Here is an 18,007-nt window from a genome sequence, read left to right as displayed (position 1 = left end):
CTTACAACTATTTATCAACAATGAAGCCTTGGAACACTTCTACGTAGTTATCAGACAGGATATCTAGCTGAGTCTGAGTTTCTATTCGAGACGCGATGGTGGTGACGCCTAGGTTGTGAGCGGTTCTAGAGATCGACGTTAAGGTGAACTTCTGTTTTTCGTCATCAAGGTTATGTGTGAACAGGTAATCTAGTTTCACATAACTTGGACGGTATTCGTTGATGTAATCCAGTGATTGGAAGTTACGTCCGTAGTTATCGACACCAAACACCGCTTCAGCGTTGCGAATGGTGTTACATAATAGTGCCGTGTAGTGCGGAACGTTGATGAAGCAGTTTTCTGGAATCTCAAAGTGCAACAGGTGAGCGATTGAAGCATTCTGTTCAAGCGTCTTACCGATCCAACGGATGAAGCTTGGTTGAGAAATGCTGCTTGGTGAAATGTTAATAGCGACAGGGCTGGTTACTTCTTTTGCATTGAGCTTTTCAATCATCTTCTCGATAACGTATTGGTCGAGGATGTGGCTCATTTCAAGCTGTTCTAGCGCGTATAAGTACTGGTTGGCACCGTAACGCACGCCATCTTTTTCAATCGCAGAGAACACCTCTTGGTGATACGTTTTACCAAAGGCATTGTTTGCAGCCTGCAGACGGAAGGTAATGAGGTCGTTAATGATCGCTTCTTCAACCAACATACGCCATTGTTGTTTGCCCATCACAGCGCCGTGATCGTCTGCGGTTACGTAGCCGTAAGCAAGCTCTCGATTCGCCTTGGCACTTGAAAGTGCGTTATCCACCAGCGACATGATTTCAGTACTGGTTTTACGCGTGTTGCTGTATGTCACACCAAGAGCAATGTGTGGGTTCGCAGTGCCTGTTGGGTCTGAACCTAGGCTCTGGATACAGTTTACGATGCTGCTCGCGACAAGTTTCAGTTCGCTCTCATCAATGTTTGGCATGATGAAACCAAATTCGTCACTAGAAATACGAGCGATGGTGATGTCTGGTGATGAAATTGAAGCCTGTAGCTGTTCAGCCAGTTGATGAACCAAGGCATCACCTTCTTGATAGCCCTTTTCATCGTATTCTTCACTAATAAACTCCGCTTTAAGTACCGCTAAACCACCTAAGCTCGACTCTTCTAACCATTGTGTTAACTGAGACATGTAGTAAGCACGGTTACCTAGCTGAGATACAGGGTCGATATATGCTCTTTCACGTAACTTCTGAGCTTCTTTCGCTTGGTTTTTAAATGCCAGTTCAACTTGAGTCGACATGTGGTTGATACCATCGACAACCAAGGTGAGATCTTTTGTCTTTGGACGAGCCAGAGGTTCGCCAAACTGATTCTTGGCGATCTGATCCATCTTGGTAATGATCAACGAGAGCGGGCGTAAAGCGCGCTTAAGGATCCAAGAGATAGACACCAAACCGAGCAAGAAGATCGTGCCAAATATGCTCAGTAAGCGGATGAATGCTTGCCAAAGTTGATCGTAGGCAGGGCCTGGGTGACTTACGATCTCGACCTCGGCCAATTGCATCCAGCCACTGGTGATCACGCGGCGGTCATGAACAGGCTCGAACAGGTTTAGGTTGGTAAACCACTCTGGTACGCCAGTTGGCTTTACAGGGTATGAGCGGAGAATGTCTTCACCGCTATCGAGAAAGATCAATCGAACGACTGAGTAAGAACTGCCATCAAACAGGGCGTTGATAACAGACTCTACTGCCACCTTGTCCTTTTCTTCTAGGTAAGGGGCGAGAGCCAGTCCAACAGTATTAATGGTATTACTTACCTCAGAGCGTTGCTGCTCCTCTAAGTATCCACGGGTGGTATTGAATTCGATCATAAAAACTGACGTCATCAGCAGTATGAACACTGCAACCATCCCGACCACAAGCTGTTTATATAAAGTCATTGTACCTACTCATCGTAATTGATAATGGGTTTGTTTAATTTTAGAGAGCGCTCACGTGAACGTAAGTCGTTCCATAAGCTCAATCTTGAAGATTTCCCTGCCAACTTGCCGCTGCCTGCTGCCGACTTGATCAACCAAAGGTTTTTACCGTTAAAACTGTAAATTGGTCTTAGATCTGGGCGTTTGGAACCGCGTTTAATTTCAGGGTTTAAGTTGTCCAAAATTAATGGCTCTGCACTCGGTGTTGAGTAGTAAGCTAACACCATGTGGAACTGGTTTAGTTCCAGTGCTTTTACGTACACTAATCGTAATTTCTTATCTGGGACGCCCAGTTCAAGCAAAGAGAAGTATTTTGCGATTGTGAAGTCTTCACAATCACCGGCGTTGCTGCCTAAAAATTCCAGTGGTGTTGCCCAGTAATCATTCTTTCCCCACAGTATGTTGTCATCGACAAAGTACATCTGGTTGAAGAACTGGTTCACCGACCTGAGCTTCTCTTTTTCACTTAATCCGTCGTATGACGTCATATTTGAGCGCCATGTTGCCACTCGCTTTCCGGCTCTATCGCCGTAGGTTTTGGTCACTGCATCTATCCACCGTTGGTCGCTCTTGTTGAGCGCCACAGAGGTGAAAGAGGTGAGGACCAGCAGCAATAGCGAAATCCGAGACTTCATAGCCTCTGCTCTTGTCTATTTGCTGTGTATTGAAAGGCGTTATCAAACATCAAACGTCATTACTCTTTTAGTGCATTGTTTTGAGCGCTTAATAGTGGCTTCAACATGTACTCAAGCACGGTTCTTTTACCCGTGATGATATCGACAGAGGCGGTCATACCTGGAATGATTGGCAACTCTTCGTTCTGTCCAAAATTGTGTTTTTCGGTGCGCACGCGCACGATATAGAAGCTATTGCCTTCTTCATCTTGAGTGGTATCGGCACTGATGTGCTCTAACACGCCTTCTAGACCACCGTACTTAGTGAAGTCATAAGCACTGAATTTAACGATGGCAGTCAATTCTGGGCGTAGGAACGCGATATCTTGCGGGGCGATTTTCGCTTCAACCAATAGAGAGTCTTCTGTTGGTACAATCTCAACGATGTCCATACCCGGTTGGATAACCCCGCCGACAGTATTAATACCCAATGTTTTAACTGTGCCTGTTACAGGAGAAACCACCACGGTACGGTTTACTCTGTCTTCTAGGCCAACGGCAGATTCGGTCATTGCAGAGAGCTTGTCTTGGGCTTGATTGAGTTTTTCTTGTTGTTCGGAGCGGAAGTTCAGTGCGGCGTCAATACGGCTGAGCATGGATTCTTTGATTGCTGAGCGTAAAAGAGGAATTTTTAGCTCGCTCGAAGTCATTTCTCGGCGAGTGTCGTTCACTTGTCTTTGCAGTTTAAGTAATTCAATTCGTGGTACCACCCCTTCATCGGCGAGAGGTTTGGTGATATCCAGTTCTTGGCGAGCAAACTGGTAGCTCTGTTTTAGGTTTCGAACACGCGCTTTAATCTCAACTAGGTCTTGCTGTTTCTGTTCAACTTGTTGATCAAAAACGGAAAGCTGGTTTCTCAGATTATTGAGATCTTGACGGTATTCTGCTTTTTGACGATTAACCAGTTGAGGTTGAAGTTCATAGAATTTAGGTGGGAACGCAAGCTTGCCATAATCGAGAGTGACACTTTTCTTCCATTCTTTTTCAGAGAATTCTTCGTTGATGACAACACTGGTCAGGGAAGCGGAAAGCATTAACACGTTGGCGGTCAAGTTCGCGACTTGTTGTTCACGTTCGCGGAAGTCAGAACGGAATCGTGTGTCATCGATTAACAGCAGTTGTTGACCTTTTTGAACGCGTTGGCCTTCTTTAACTAAGATCTCTTTAACCAAGCCACCTTCAAGGTTTTGTACCACTTGGATCTGAGAGGAGGGGATCACTTTGCCTTGGCCAACGGTAACTTTGTCGATCTCTGCCCATGCAGACCACCCAATAGCAGCAATAAAAAACAGAACGATCACCCACAACATAATTCGCGCACTGGTGGGCGTATTGAGGAGTAGTGCCGCTGTTTTATCATCGACATACTCAAGCTCGGTCTCGTTCAATTTGCTGAAATTTTTCTGACTCATAACAGTCCTTGTTCGCTAAATAAAAGTGCAAGCCTATTGAGTGTATTCTTACTTTTGATAAATGTTAAGATTTTGCTCATTTAAATCTTTGAATTTATATATTTTTTAAGACTTATCGGTTCTTGAAATCTGTTTTATCGAGTTGGTGCTTTCTTAGTTTGTCATACAGTGTTTTTCGCGACACCTGCAGCTCTTGTTGTACCTCTTTTAAACGACCTTGATGGCGATGTAGCGCCTCAATCAAGATAATTTGTTCAAAGCTATCGGTGCGTTGGTTCAACGACTGTTGTTGCTCTTCAATGCTCATATCGAGTTCATTTTGCTCATCAGTATCGCTGTCGAGCGACGGCTGCTTAATTTGAGTCAGCACTCTGAGTTCAGCATGTTGGCGAAGCTGACGAATGTTCTCAGTCCAATGCGTTGTAATGAGTCGCCGAATCTCTTTTTCTGTAATGACGGGTGGCGGCAGTTGATAGCGACTGGCTGCACCACGAGCAAAGTGTTTGAACAAAGAGCCAATATCTTCCGTTCTTTGCGCCAAGGGTAGTAAATTAAATCGGCGCAGTTCACCTGTAATTGTAGTAGGAACTACTGTAGTTGCGATAATGATACAAGTTGCATTGGTCTTGCATGAGTTTTCACGAAGTAGAGTAGGTTTTAGGTTCGCTAACCACAGCCATTGATCCTGAGTTAGTGCTTCTGTCTCATGGATATAGAGTGTTCCACCTTGATGCTTCAAGAACAGTTGCAAAATAAACTGATGGAATGTCGCTTCGTCACTGCGTGGCAAATTAAACGCAGCGACAGGGCAAAGCTCCGCGGTTTGATGACTGTGTAAATCATGGGTGTATTGTGCTGTGACCCTTTTCCCCGTCCCTAAATCACCAACAAATAATAGAAGTGGGTTAGTTTTGGTATCTAGGGTGATCAATTCTCGGCGTAATGCCTGCATTGATGGTGATTGACCAATCAGTTTCGGGCCAACCTGATTTTGCATTGCCAACTCTTTACGCAATAGGTTGTTCTCTTCAACCAGTGCGAGCTTATCTGCGGCTTTTTTAACGGCAGTGAGTAGGGCATCGACCACAAATGGCTTTTCCAGAAAATCGTAAGCACCGGCTTTCATCGCTGATACCGCGGTTTGCACGTCACCATGTCCGGTAAGTACGATGACCTGAAAATGAGGGTTTTGGCTCAGTAATTTTTGCGTTAATTGAATGCCATCCATCACTGGCATGTGAATATCGGTGATGACAATTCCGGCTTGCGTGGTATCTATTTTCTTTAATGCCTCAATAGCATTGGGAAAGCAGACGATATCGATGCCTTCAATGAGCATGGCTTGTTCTACGGAGTCTCGAATGGCGGGTTCATCGTCGACAAAATAGAGTTTAGGCATAGAGTGCAAAAGTCGAGTCCTTAGCTGTAGGTGAGATTAGCAGTAATGTGAAATTCGTTTTCCGTTAACAATAACAACGGCGTGTTAGCCCTTATCGTTATATAACGGGATGTTTAGCGAGAATACCATGCCTGAAGGCTCTAACCGGTTCGCGCTGATCGTGCCGTGATACGCTTCAATAATCCGTTTCGATATTGAAAGCCCTAGCCCTAAACCTTCCGGTTTGGTGGTAAAAAACGGGTCGAACAGCTGTTCTAGCTTATCGTTCGGCATGCCAATTCCGTTATCCCAAATGATCAGCTGACAAGAGTCATGATGCAGTTGCCATTCGATGCCTATCTGTGGGCTAGCCTGTTGGTCAACGCTTTCCAGGTTTTGTTGCTCCTGCAAGATTTTCTGTTCAAGAACTTGATGTTGCAGCGCTTGAGTCGCGTTGTGAATCAGATTCACCAGTACTTGCTCGAGTTCGGTTGGATGAATCGCAATATTGATGTCATCTGGCACCGTGCTTAGCCTTAGCGTAATTCCTTGCTTGATCATCAGCGCACTGAGAATACTGGTGGCGTTGTTGACCGCTTGGTGCAGGTTCGCCATATGATGCTCTTGTTTAGTGACCTTGCGAGTAAAGACTTTGAGTCGCGCGATGATGTCGGTAATGGTGTTGTTGAGGCCAATCATTTTCTCAAGATTGCTTTTCACCAAATCGGTTCGTTCCATTTCAAGCAGTTTTAAGCTGTTCTCACTGTAGGTTCGCAACGCTGCAAGCGGTTGGTTGATTTCGTGGTTAATGCTCGCTGACAGCTCGCCGAGTACCGCTAATTTCGCGGTTTGTGTCAGCTCTTGTTCTGTCTGTTTCAACTTGGATTGCGACTCTTGGTATTGAAAAAGGGTTTGTTGCAGCTGTTGATTGGATTGCTTCAAGTAGTGAGTGCGTTTATCAACGGTTTGCTCTAGGTTTTGGTTGAGTCGGGTCAACGCCACTTTCGCGAGATAAGTCTGGCGCCACGACCAAGCGATGAGCATCACCAAGCTATAAATCACCACGAAGATGACATCGATCTGAAAGATTTTAATAAGTTCAGCTCTGGTCTCTTTTAGTGCGACAACTTGGTACTGGTTGTTGCTGACCGTTGCAGGGTAAAGATTAAAAGCACCAAGCTTGAATAACTGGTTGGCGGTGAGCTCTTTTCGGATTTCATTGGATTGAAGGTTGCTAGATTGATTGGTATTGCTCGCTTCTGACTGAGAGCTTGAAGGACGAAAGGCTTCGATGATCGAAATTTCGCTTTGACCGTATTGGCGTTGAAGTGCGATATCCGTTTGTTGTTGCTGCGTTAATGGCAACAATGAATGGTAAAGCCACGGAGCTTGGCTTGATAGAAAGACCACTTGGTTAGAGTCGAGTACTACGATCTCAAAATCGTCGCTGGTCAGGATGTTTTCGAGATTTTCTAAGCTCACTTTTACGGTGATAACGCCAACAACTTCCTTGTCGATATACAGAGGTGAAGACAGAAAATAACCTCGTACGTTCGAGCGAGCGCCTAGCGCGACATATTGTGTGTTGTTACCTTGAATGGCAGAAGCAAAGTAGGGACGAAACGAGAAGTTCTCACCGACAAAGGTACGAGGCTTTTGGTAATTACTGGAAGCGACCACAGTACCGCTCGGGTCGTGAATATAGATGGTGTCGGCCTGGCTTTGATTCGACCATTCAAACAGCAATTGATTGAGCTGCGCGGCGGAAATCGATGAGTCAAAATAAGAGAGCAAGCGCGGGTCATGGCTGAGCAAATCTGGGATCTGTTTGAATTTATCCAGCTCAGAATCGATTTGTAGATTGGCTTTATTCGCCGCTTCATCGAGTTGCTGAGTGACGATTTTTTCTTGGAATTGTACTGCCATAAAGTGGGTTGCGGTCAGCCCTGCAGCTCCCAATAACAATGAGAATAAAACAAAGGGCGTCATTAGGTTAGGCAGTATTTTGGTCACTCGGATCTCAGCTTGTCATCGGTTTGTATAAAGATTATCAATATGATGGAGAGAGTACCGAGATCTTGTTAACACAGAGCACCTTCTGTGAGACAAAACCATGGCTTAGACTTGTGTTTCAAAGGATTACGGCGCAAAATCACAAAAAAATTAAAAGGAGCAACCAAATGGAACTGACAGATATTCGTCGCGAATACGCTAAGGGTGGATTGAGACGCAAAGACTTGGCCGCAGACCCGATTGAGCAATTCAATCTATGGCTAGAGCAAGCCATTGAAGCGAAGTTGACGGACCCTACTGCCATGACAGTTGCTACGGTTGATGAAAATGGTCAGCCATTCCAACGAATTGTTCTGCTGAAGAATGTTGATAAAGACGGGTTCGTTTTTTACACCAACTTAGGTAGCCGCAAAGCGCACCAGCTTGAGCACAACAGCAAAATCAGTTTGCACTTCCCTTGGCATCCACTCGAACGACAAGTTCATATTACGGGCACGGCTGAAAAGCTGACCGCTATGGAAAATATGAAGTACTTCTCGTCACGTCCAAAAGAGAGCCAATTGGCCGCGATTGCAAGTAAGCAGAGTAGCCGCATTTCAGCGCGTGGGATTTTAGAAGGTAAGTATCTAGAGCTTAAACAGAAGTTTGCCAAAGGCGAGATTCCTGTGCCTTCTTTCTGGGGTGGCTTCCGAGTTCGTGTTGATAGCATTGAGTTCTGGCAGGGTGGTGAACACCGCTTGCACGACCGTTTCTTGTTCTCTCGCCAAGACAACAGTTGGGATATTGATCGTCTAGCGCCTTAGGCTGCTTGATCGCTTAGCTGCTTAACAGATCCAAAAGTGCCGTTGATTAGACTGATCAAATCAACGGCATTTTTTTGTCTGCATTTTCAGCTGAACAGTCAATCAGTCACTGTGAAGAACAACAGAGATCTGTTTTTTGAGCAGAGTTTCTGGGATCACTGAGCCCAATCCTGAATCCAATGCATACTCAATCAATTGGCTTTTACTGCGTGCATCAAACTTCTGTTTCAATCTGGCGACATGACCTTCGACCGTTTTGATTGAAATGTTTAACGTCAACGCGATGTACTGTGGTTTCTTGCCGAAAAGCAGTAAGAACAGTACCTCTGATTCTCTCGAAGTCAGCCGCTTTTGCAGCTTAGACACGCGCGGCTCTGACCCCGCAAGCGATGCCTGATCGCCTTTTGTCCCTGTGGCCTGACAAACCCAATGACCAACCTCTAAGATCGCGGTATCGGTAAGCTCTTGGCCATAGAAGATGGTGCCTTGGACGTTGTCGTCATCATCAAGCCAAGGGGTTTTGGTAAAGATATGGGCGTGCCAGCGTCCGTCTGGATAGGGGTGAATATCGAGAATCTTAAGGGTACTGCGTGTATCCATCACATGTTTATCTTGAGCCCTGAAATCTTGTGCGCACTCCGTGGTTTGACTGGGCATGTCGAAGTCGGTCAAGCCAGTACAAGTCTCATTGGGTTTTAAGCCAATCAATTGGTTGTAAGCAAGGTTGGCGTACACGAAGACCGAGTCAGTATCTTTGCAGCCCCAGCAGCCTGGAAGTTGTTCGAATAAAGAACGATGTATGGAGTTGAGTGGATCTGGCAAGGTTTTATCTCGTGTGTTGCGATGTTGCAATAATATCAGTTTCTTATAGCGCTGCAATGGCAATTAGAGTACGAAAAATAAGGGGTGACTGACAGTTAAACGGACTGTTGATTAACTGTGTCAATCACGGAGAATCGATGGGCATAAAGGGTGATAATCAGGCAAAAAAAAGCCAGCCTGAAGAGGGGCTGGCTAAAGACAAGATATGCCTTGTCGACATGTAGAAGATTTTCAGTCTAATTTACGAGGGTCAGGTAAATTAAACTGAGGCATCAATTTGATACCCAGAGTGACTTACTACTCTATCGACGAATCTACTCCCAGGAGTGCTTATGCATAAGGGGGGAATTCCCCTATAAATGTTGCTCAATGTGATAATTGAGAACCTAGAGTAAATATTTGGGGTTCTGAGCCTATGACTGGGAGCCTACAGCTCTCGTACTACTCGGAATCCTAGATAGTTCGCTGCCGTTGAAGGCGGTACGTACAGTTCGTTAAACACTTTTGCTTCTTCAGGAGAGAAGCTCCACGCGCCACCTTTCGCTAGGCCTTTCTGAACGGTTGTCCATTCCCATACATTACCCACCATGTCGTAGAAGCCTGTTGGTGTTGGTTGGAATGACTTAACCGGAGATGTACTAACGTTTGACCATGGTGTACCCGCCCAGCCAGTGTTGGCTTTGCCTGAACGGAATTCATTGCCCCACCAGAAGTTGGTGTCTTGGCCAGCTCTTGCTGCAGCTTCCCACTCTTGTGGTGTTGGCAAGCGGTAAGTGAAGCCGGTGTTTTTAGATAACCAACGTGTATAAGCTTTGGCATCGTTTTGGCTAACACAAACTACCGGTGAGTTATTAGCTTGCTTAAAGCCTGGGTTCTGCCAGTCTTTATCTGAAACGGTTGTGATCTCTGCATTGACGAATGTATCGCAGGTGTTCATCAGCTCAGCGTCTGTCTGGTAGCCTGTGTTTTTTACGAATGCTTTGAAGTCTTGAACACGGGTTGGTGTTGCGGCTAATGCAAACGGCTGTTTGATCGTCACTTGTTGTGCGTTATTTTCACCCAGTAGGTAGCGACCCGAGCCGACAACAATCATTTCAGGGCTCTGAATGTCGTTACCCATCGGATCGGCAAACTTGGTGCCGACATTTAATGAATTCTGTTTCGCTTGCAATACGGCTCGTAGGTTGTGATCGCGGGCTATCTTCAGCTCTTGATGGAAAGAAAGGTAGCCTTCTTTTTCGATCGTGACCATGTGTTGGCCCGTCGGTAACATCACTTCAACCGGTGTACTGCCATAGTTCACGCCGTTGATAGAAACATTGTCGTTGTATTGATTTGAACGCACCACCAAGTTAACCCAAGCAACTTCTTTTTGCTGGTCGTTGGCTTGTTGCTCGCTTTGTGTGAAACAGTTTGATGACTGAATACCAAGCAGGCGACAAGGTGTGTTCTTATCTGGACGAGTTTCTAGGTTCGCCGCAATCACCGCTCGGTAACGGTTATCTTCAGAGAAGCCAGAGGATTTCACTTTGTGTTGCAGAACGTGAATGTTCAGCGAAGCAGACGCAAGGTGCTCTTTCACTGTTTTCGATTCAGTCGCGTTATCGATTAGGCTGTGTTGGAATTGTTTTACCGCTTTTTGAAGTGCCAAAGTCACCGTTTGGTCTGAACACTGCGCCAGTGTCATATCGCTGCTGCAACGGTTGGTAAAGCTAACAGTTTGCTCTTCCGTCTGAGTGATCTCGTATCTTAGTCGCTCTGCTCTTGCTCTTAGCTTGTCTTGGTTTAGGTTTGCGATTGAAGCTTCTGCCGCGGCTTTCTCGGCTTGGATAGCCTCAAGCTCCATCACCAAGCCTTGCTGCTTTTGCTCTGAGTCTGAAATCGCAAGTTTGCCTTCTTTTACGGTTTTCCAAGCGTCTTGGAAGCGTTTTTGAGCAAGCGAGATATCGAAATCGGGATCATCAATCATGCGCGTGTAATCTTGCTCTAGGCTGGCTTTTGCCTTTGCGAGTGTTTGCTCTGCTTGAGCTGATAACTCAGCTAGACGTGCCGTTTGCTGCGCCTGATTGTCGACTTCGTTTTGTTTGTCGGCTAATTTCTTTTCAACAGCCGTTAAGTCGGCATGCTTTTCAAAAAGTGAGCTTTCAATGTCGGTGACAGATGACGCGATCGCTGGTGGTGTTGCCTCAGCAAAAACAGCTGGCGTCATTAAGCATGGAGCAAGTGCAAATAATAGAGTAGGAAGACCTTGGCGCATGATGGGCTACTTCAATCGTAATTTAGGTTAATCGAATATTCTAAACGAGAACGCCATTTCGTCTGCAGCTACTGTTTATAACGATAAAACAAGGTTATAACGACCATACAAATTTGTAACGATCATACAGTTTATAACTATCAACAAAATGGCGAGTGTTCATTCAGCTTTGTGAAATAGGCACGGCTATCTGATATCGAGCTAAGCGTTTTGAATTGGCTCAGGCTCTATATACAAAGGGTGTTTAGCTTTCTTTGCTAGGAAGAAGCTTAACCCAAATCGTGTCGCTGCCGTTGATGGTAACTGTGCGGTTGTAAGACTCGTAACCTTGTTTTGAAATGGTTACTTGGTGACGACCACTTGGTAGCGCAACCTCAAGAGGGGTGCTGCCATACTTAATGCCGTTGATGGTTACTGAGTCGTTGTACTGATCAGAACGTACCGTCACGTTAGCCCACTGTTTGTCACTCTTCTTAACGACTGCTGCGTCACTGCCTGTTAAACAGTAGCGAGTCGAAACATTCAATAGGTTACATGCTGCAACTGCTTCAGGTTTTGCTTGAAGTTGAGCTTGCATCTGCATGAAGTAAGAGTTGTTACCAGAGAAGCCGCTCTTGATCGCTTGGCTGTCTTGAACATGGATATTCAGCTGAACACCTTGTAAGTTTTGCTTCGCAAGTGTGCTTTCTGTGAGCTGCTCAAGTAATTGGCTCTTGAACGTTTGCACGGCTTTTTGATTGGTCAGGTGTTTACCCTGTGCAGTACACTCACCAAGTGTCATTGTTGATGAACATGTGGTGGTATAGCTGGTTTCAAGCACCGCACTTTCACGCAGTTCTGTTGCGATACGTTTTACGCGAGCTTCAACTTTTGACTCTCTCAAGTTTGCCAGCTCATTATTCAGGCGAGCTTGCTTTTGCTTGATTTGAGAAAGGTGAATTTCGCTCTCGTTGATCGCTTGTTCGTTATCTAGCTGAGACGATTGATTCTCTTTAACCGCAGCCCAAGCGTCTTGGTAACTTTTCTGGAAAGAGACTAAATCTGTTTCTGGATCTTCAAGCAAGCGACTGTACTGTTTGTCGAGTACAGACTTGGCTCTGTTACGTTTTGCCTTAAGTTCTTCACCTTCGCGCAACAACTTGCTGTTCTTGTTTTGAAGTTGTTTTAGGTTTTCAGTCGCCGATACTTTGGTTGCTGAAATACGCTCAATATCTGAGTTTTTCTCTGTTAGCTTTGCATCGATAGCTGAAACGGGATCGACTTGATTCAGTTCTTCAGCGGATACCGATGCAGATACCCAAAGTGGGGATAGCGCAAGTAAAAGCGCTGAAATTCGAAAGTTAGTCATAGGTCCCTGCAACTTGTAGATTGAAAATTGGCTCGTTAATAAAGTGTCTACTTCCTAGTTGTGAGTCACTAGTTATTAGCAATTAACACAGTACCCGTCTTTATACCGTTTTATTGCTATCCAATCTACTCAAAAGCCAAGTTTCGGTACTTCGGATACACTTTTTACAGGCTTATAGCCAATTATTTGAGCTATATAAGAAAATTTATTCATTATGTTGGCGTGAAAAAGCATTTATTGACCACATGGTTTTTCGTGCTTGTGTGATTGCTTGTGAAGTCCCTAAACTCGCCGGAACGATTGGTTTTACAATGCCCGTAGTTTGTACACTCTTGATCATCCTTCCGGAGGCATGATCAAGATGATCGCGATAATGATCTTTTCATTCTCGCGAGCAAATAACTCTCATGAGCATTTACAAATTCATCTTATGCGCATTTAAGAGTATTATTCTTACTATGTTGACCCGAGTATTTTTCTGTCATGTCTAAACCTTTACCCTTTCCTAACCTAGACCTTTCTCCGCTAGGCCTTACTGGCCCTCGTCCTGCTGAGATCATCACTTTGCCATCGCATATGGATTGCCACGATCACCATTATTCTCAGGTGGTGATTGGTTTAAAAGGTCAGGCGGAATTTGAAGTGAGTGGTAAGGGGAATCTTGTTGGCCCAGGACAAGGTTGTGTGGTGACAGCGAGCTCTGATCATGCTTTCGGCGGAGTGGTTGGTCAGTCGGATATTCTCGTGCTCAACATGCCTATGCCAACCGATGATGACCCTCTGATGCTAGAGAAGATTAACCAGTTAGAATCATCGAACGTCTACTTCCAATTAGATGCGCAAATTCAAAAGCTTATCCATATGTTGGTGCAAGAGATGCAGGCCAGTCCTGATGATCTGTTATTAAGCCGTGCGTGCAATGATACGGTGATTGCATTGATGCAAAGGCACATCTCGGCATTTGAAACCTCAATCAAAGATTCACGCTTTGATCTTGAAGCGTTGGATCGCTACATAGAACAGCATTTAGCAAACAAGATCTCCGTCGCGCAGCTTGCGGGTAGTGTGTTCTTGGGTGAAAGCCAGTTCCATATGTTATTCAAAGAGCAAATGGGCATTACCCCTCACCAGTACGTTCTTGGCAAGCGCATCGACCGTTCTCGTCGTTTAATTGAACAAGGTAATCTAAGCCTTGGTCAGGTCGCTGAACTGGCTGGTTTCTCCGGTCAATCTTCCTTTACTCACACCTTTTCACGCCTTCAAGGCATGTCACCATCCCAATACAAAAAGAAAATTTCTGTTAAATAGTGAAACAAAACGGCATATTATTTTAAAGTTTCATATGTGACCTTGTGTTTGTTTTGTTAATAAAGCGAGTTTTTAGCAAAAAACTCGGAGTTTTTGACAAGTAATCCTTATATACTCTAAATACACTGCAGCCATTGTAGAGATCCCGAACTCTTTTCGGGTGTGAGATTAAGGAAAACGCATGTTTACAGCTACTGATGTGTTAAAGCCAGAATTCAATGAGCAGTCGCTTGCTGATCTTTGGACGCTTATCTCACCATTATATATGGTGGATGAAACCCAATGGCTAGAGCAACTTCTGCCGCTAGCTACCCCTTCTGAGTCTGAAAAGCAGCAAATTACAGACAAAACGACGTCGTTGATTGAGTCTATCCGTGCGGATAAAACATCTATTCAGATGATCGACGCCTTGTTGCTTGAATACAGCTTAGATACTCAAGAGGGCATCTTGCTAATGTGTCTGGCGGAAGCCTTGATGCGTATTCCTGATTCGGCAACCGCTGATGCGTTGATTCGCGACAAACTTAGCGTTGCGGATTGGAAATCTCACCTGAAGAATTCTGACTCGGTTTTTGTTAACGCATCAACTTGGGGCCTAATGCTAACAGGCAAGGTGGTTGGACTTTCATCTAAAGAGCAGAGTGCAGGTCAAGCGGTTAACCGTTTAGTGAACAAGCTTTCTGAGCCGGTGATTCGTAAAGCGATGCACCAAGCGATGAAGGTGATGGGTCACCAATTCGTTCTTGGTCGCAGCATTGCTGAAGCGCAGAAGAACGGTAAGTCTATGCGTGACAAAGGTTTTACCTACTCATACGACATGCTAGGTGAAGCGGCACTGACCACTGCTGACGCAAACAAATACTTCAAAGATTACCTAATGGCGATTGAAGCCGTAGGTCGAGACACATACGTCTCTTCAAAATCTAGCCCAGCACCGTCTGTTTCTATCAAGCTTTCTGCGCTTCACCCACGTTATGAAGTGGCGAATGAAGACCGCGTACTGACTGAGCTATGCGACACGCTAGAGCAGTTACTGCGCCGTGCGATTGAGCTTGATGTTGCGATCACGATTGATGCAGAAGAAGCGGATCGCCTAGAGCTTTCGCTTAAGTTATTCGAAAAACTGTATCGCAGCGAGCTAGTGAAAGGCTGGGGCAAGTTTGGTCTGGTTATTCAAGCGTATTCAAAGCGTGCGTTACCGGTTCTAGTTTGGCTAAACCGCCTAGCAAAAGAGCAGGGTGACTTAATCCCACTTCGCCTAGTTAAAGGTGCTTACTGGGATAGTGAGATCAAATGGTCACAACAAGCTGGTTTCGATAACTACCCTGTTTACACTCGCAAAGAAGCGACTGATGTAGCCTACCTAGCGTGTGCGCGTTATCTATTGAGCCCAAGTGTTCGTGGCAATATCTTCCCGCAGTTTGCTAGCCACAATGCTCATACGGTTTCCGCTATTGCAGTGATGACAGACCATAAAGACTTTGAATTCCAACGCTTACACGGCATGGGTGATTCACTTTACAACCATGCAATGGAAGCTTACCAACAGTCGGTACGTATTTACGCGCCAGTTGGTAGCCATAAAGATCTACTGCCATACCTAGTACGTCGTCTGTTAGAGAATGGTGCAAACAGCTCGTTTGTACACCGTTTGGTTGATGCTCGTTGCCCTGTAGCAGAGCTAACACAGCATCCAGTCGACATGCTTTTGGCATTCGATACGTTGAACAACACTAAGATTCCTCTGCCGCCAGCGGTATTCCCTGAGCGTAAGAACTCATACGGTGTGAACATTGATATCGAGAGCGAAGCGCATCAGTTTGAAGAGCAAGTAAAAGGCTTTTTGAACAATCAATGGACTGCTGGACCTGTGATCAACGGCGAATCTCTTGCCGAAAGCATGATCAAGGCTGATCAGAATGTTGAACAAGTAACAGCACCTTACGATCGTCGTATTAGCGTGGGTCAGGTGGCTTTTGCAAACCTTGATCATGTTTCCGCAGCGATCACTGGTGCAGACGCCGCATTTGCTGATTGGAATGCGACATCGGTTGAAACCAAAGCCGCTGCGCTTGAGAAGTTGGCGGATCTGATGGAAGAAAACCTGGCTGAGCTGGTGGCAATTTGTCATCAAGAAGCGGGTAAGACAATTCACGACAGCATTGATGAAGTGCGTGAAGCGGTCGACTTCTGTCGTTACTACGCAAAACAAGCGAACAACCTACAAGGTTTTGAGCTAAAAGGCTTTGATGGTCTAACTCGAATCGCTTCGCGACAAGGTCGTGGTGTATTCGTTTGTATCAGCCCTTGGAACTTCCCATTGGCGATCTTCCTTGGCCAAATTACAGCTGCACTAGTGGCGGGTAACACGGTTGTGGCGAAACCTGCAGAGCAAACAAGCTTAATTGCAGCTCGCGCAGTGGAATTGATGAATGAAGCGGGTTTCCCTGCTGGCACGATTCAGTTACTACCGGGTCGTGGCGCTGAGATCGGCAGTGCGCTAACCAGTCATGATGCGATTGCGGGCGTTGCCTTTACGGGGTCAACACCAACAGCACAACGTATCAACGTGTCATTGGCGAGTCGTAACGCTAAGCCTGTTCCGTTTATCGCGGAAACCGGTGGTCAGAATGCGATGATCGTCGACAGTACCGCACTGCCTGAACAGGTAGTCCGTGATGTTATTCGTTCGGCATTCGCTTCTGCAGGTCAACGTTGTTCTGCGCTACGTGTGCTTTACATTCAAGAAGACATTGCAGATCGCGTGATTGGACTAATTCACGGTGCGATGGATGAGCTAAGCGTTGGTATTCCACATCTTCATAAAACGGATGTGGGCCCAGTTATCGACCAAAACGCGAAGCAGAAGTTGATGACGCACCTAGAAAATATGACTAAGACCCAGAAGAAAGTGGCTCAACTTTCTCTAGGAGCGGATTGTGAACATGGTGACTTTGTTCCACCAAGTGCATTTGAAATCGATGACATCAGCTGTTTGAAAGAAGAGCAGTTTGGTCCTGTACTGCATATCGTTCGCTTCAAAGCGAGTGAGTTGACACAAGTAGTAGACCAAATTAACCAAACCGGTTTTGGTCTAACTATGGGTATCCACAGCCGTAACGAAACAACTTACCGTTGGATCGAGAAACACATTCGTGTGGGTAACTGCTACATCAACCGTGACCAAGTGGGCGCTGTTGTTGGTGTTCAACCATTCGGCGGTCAAGGTTTGTCGGGTACTGGCCCTAAAGCGGGTGGTCCTCACTACCTATACCGCTTTACTGATGTTCATTTTTCTCAATCACAAGACAAGGCATAAGGAGCAGTATCATGGTTCATCAAGTGACAGGTTTTTCTGATGCTTTGTTAGCGTGGGAACAATGGAATCTTACCGACTTTGATCATAAGAGTGCTCAGGTACTTGCATTCAAATCAGAGATCGAAAGCCAATCTACGTCTTTGGCGGCAGTGGCAACTTATCACCTAGAGCAAGCCTCTGCGCTGCTTTCTGAGCAGCACCTAATGGCTGGCCCGACTGGTGAAACAAACGAGCTGTATGCTGCAGGACGTGGTGTGGCTTTGGTGATTGTTGATGATTGCCAAGACAAAGAGCCAGCACTGCAAACAGCAACCGCGATGATTACCGCAGCACTATTAGCGGGTAACAGCGTGCAATTGTGCAGTGATGACGTGCAATTCAACACCTTGATCGCTGATGCAGCGAAACAAGCGAATTTACCGACGAACTTGGTGCAGGTTGCTTCGTACGACGCGGCTCAACAGCTGCTGTCTTGCGATGTACGTAGCGCAGGTTACGTAGGTAACTCACAAACGGCTCAAGCTATCAATTTACAACTTGCTAAGCGTGACGGTGCCATCGTCAGTTTAGTAGCTGAAACGGATCTGACAGCAATGCATGTTGCTCACGATCCACACTTATCGCTGCGTTTCATTACCGAGCGTACGCGAACTATAAATATAACAGCCGTGGGCGGTAACGCGACCTTGCTCGAACTTGGAAGCGAAGCTCACTAA

Annotated in this window: 12 protein-coding genes; 4 read left to right on the top strand and 8 right to left on the bottom strand. The window is 45.7% G+C overall.

All coding sequences use genetic code 11. The annotated features are described in order from the left end of the window. Positions 1–7: 7 nt before the first annotated feature. From AB4623_RS05190 to AB4623_RS05170, 5 genes are all read right to left on the bottom strand, one after another. Positions 8–1,918 carry a LapD/MoxY N-terminal periplasmic domain-containing protein gene (locus tag AB4623_RS05190; protein WP_086969028.1) on the bottom strand — a complete coding sequence of 637 codons (1,911 nt, stop codon included), beginning with the start codon at positions 1,916–1,918 and terminating at the stop codon, positions 8–10. Between the two features lie 5 nt (positions 1,919–1,923). Further along, positions 1,924–2,592, bottom strand: coding sequence for a transglutaminase-like cysteine peptidase (locus tag AB4623_RS05185; protein ID WP_019823329.1), 669 nt, complete (start codon positions 2,590–2,592; stop codon positions 1,924–1,926). Between the two features lie 59 nt (positions 2,593–2,651). Next, positions 2,652–4,043, bottom strand: a complete 1,392-nt coding sequence (locus tag AB4623_RS05180; protein ID WP_017061206.1) for an HlyD family type I secretion periplasmic adaptor subunit — start codon at positions 4,041–4,043, stop codon at positions 2,652–2,654. Positions 4,044–4,155: 112 nt separating this feature from the next. Continuing rightward, positions 4,156–5,442 carry a sigma-54-dependent transcriptional regulator gene (locus tag AB4623_RS05175; RefSeq protein WP_371724787.1) on the bottom strand — a complete coding sequence of 429 codons (1,287 nt, stop codon included), beginning with the start codon at positions 5,440–5,442 and terminating at the stop codon, positions 4,156–4,158. 84 nt (positions 5,443–5,526) lie between these two features. Next, positions 5,527–7,434 (bottom strand): ATP-binding protein, encoded by a 1,908-nt coding sequence (locus tag AB4623_RS05170; RefSeq protein ID WP_372145874.1) that lies wholly within the window; start codon positions 7,432–7,434, stop codon positions 5,527–5,529. A gap of 167 nt (positions 7,435–7,601) precedes the next feature. On the opposite strand from AB4623_RS05170, the gene pdxH reads away from it, so the two are divergent. Further along, positions 7,602–8,237 (top strand): pyridoxamine 5'-phosphate oxidase, encoded by a 636-nt coding sequence (pdxH, locus tag AB4623_RS05165; protein WP_017061203.1) that lies wholly within the window; start codon positions 7,602–7,604, stop codon positions 8,235–8,237. A 102-nt stretch (positions 8,238–8,339) separates the two neighbouring features. Here the strand turns inward: pdxH and AB4623_RS05160 are convergent, their stop codons facing one another. The 3 genes from AB4623_RS05160 to AB4623_RS05150 all read right to left on the bottom strand — a co-directional run bounded on the left by AB4623_RS05160 (position 8,340) and on the right by AB4623_RS05150 (position 12,664). Beyond that, positions 8,340–9,122 carry a PAS domain-containing protein gene (locus AB4623_RS05160; RefSeq protein ID WP_136974553.1) on the bottom strand — a complete coding sequence of 261 codons (783 nt, stop codon included), beginning with the start codon at positions 9,120–9,122 and terminating at the stop codon, positions 8,340–8,342. A gap of 364 nt (positions 9,123–9,486) precedes the next feature. Next, complete coding sequence (locus AB4623_RS05155; RefSeq protein WP_372110386.1) at positions 9,487–11,316, bottom strand: SUMF1/EgtB/PvdO family nonheme iron enzyme; 1,830 nt, start codon at positions 11,314–11,316, stop codon at positions 9,487–9,489. 244 nt (positions 11,317–11,560) lie between these two features. Continuing rightward, positions 11,561–12,664: a PEGA domain-containing protein gene (locus AB4623_RS05150; protein WP_017065149.1), complete on the bottom strand. Its 1,104-nt coding sequence runs from the start codon at positions 12,662–12,664 to the stop codon at positions 11,561–11,563. A gap of 483 nt (positions 12,665–13,147) precedes the next feature. On the opposite strand from AB4623_RS05150, the gene AB4623_RS05145 reads away from it, so the two are divergent. The 3 genes from AB4623_RS05145 (at position 13,148) to AB4623_RS05135 (ending at position 18,007) form a co-directional block, all read left to right on the top strand. Further along, positions 13,148–13,972 carry an AraC family transcriptional regulator gene (locus AB4623_RS05145; RefSeq protein WP_017065150.1) on the top strand — a complete coding sequence of 275 codons (825 nt, stop codon included), beginning with the start codon at positions 13,148–13,150 and terminating at the stop codon, positions 13,970–13,972. Between the two features lie 181 nt (positions 13,973–14,153). Continuing rightward, entirely contained in the window at positions 14,154–17,291 is a 3,138-nt protein-coding gene (gene putA, locus AB4623_RS05140; RefSeq protein ID WP_017065151.1) for a bifunctional proline dehydrogenase/L-glutamate gamma-semialdehyde dehydrogenase PutA, read from the top strand. An 11-nt stretch (positions 17,292–17,302) separates the two neighbouring features. Then, entirely contained in the window at positions 17,303–18,007 is a 705-nt protein-coding gene (locus tag AB4623_RS05135) for a 1-pyrroline-5-carboxylate dehydrogenase (RefSeq protein ID WP_017065152.1), read from the top strand.

The organism is Vibrio sp. 10N.222.52.C12 (assembly GCF_041474215.1).
Taxonomy (GTDB): Bacteria; Pseudomonadota; Gammaproteobacteria; order Enterobacterales; family Vibrionaceae; genus Vibrio; species Vibrio crassostreae_C.
Note: the sequence above shows the minus strand (reverse complement) of the source record. Positions and strands in the feature narration are given on the sequence as shown.

Bases quoted from the DNA above. Each gene is read 5' to 3' on its own strand.
- AB4623_RS05175 (WP_371724787.1), bottom strand. From the start codon at position 5,442: ATGCCTAAACTCTATTTTGTCGACGATGAACCCGCCATTCGAGACTCC.
- AB4623_RS05185 (WP_019823329.1), bottom strand. From the start codon at position 2,592: ATGAAGTCTCGGATTTCGCTATTGCTGCTGGTCCTCACCTCTTTCACC.
- AB4623_RS05180 (WP_017061206.1), bottom strand. From the start codon at position 4,043: ATGAGTCAGAAAAATTTCAGCAAATTGAACGAGACCGAGCTTGAGTAT.
- AB4623_RS05135 (WP_017065152.1), top strand. From the start codon at position 17,303: ATGGTTCATCAAGTGACAGGTTTTTCTGATGCTTTGTTAGCGTGGGAA.
- AB4623_RS05190 (WP_086969028.1), bottom strand. From the start codon at position 1,918: ATGACTTTATATAAACAGCTTGTGGTCGGGATGGTTGCAGTGTTCATA.
- pdxH (WP_017061203.1), top strand. From the start codon at position 7,602: ATGGAACTGACAGATATTCGTCGCGAATACGCTAAGGGTGGATTGAGA.
- AB4623_RS05150 (WP_017065149.1), bottom strand. From the start codon at position 12,664: ATGACTAACTTTCGAATTTCAGCGCTTTTACTTGCGCTATCCCCACTT.
- AB4623_RS05155 (WP_372110386.1), bottom strand. From the start codon at position 11,316: ATGCGCCAAGGTCTTCCTACTCTATTATTTGCACTTGCTCCATGCTTA.
- AB4623_RS05145 (WP_017065150.1), top strand. From the start codon at position 13,148: ATGTCTAAACCTTTACCCTTTCCTAACCTAGACCTTTCTCCGCTAGGC.
- putA (WP_017065151.1), top strand. From the start codon at position 14,154: ATGTTTACAGCTACTGATGTGTTAAAGCCAGAATTCAATGAGCAGTCG.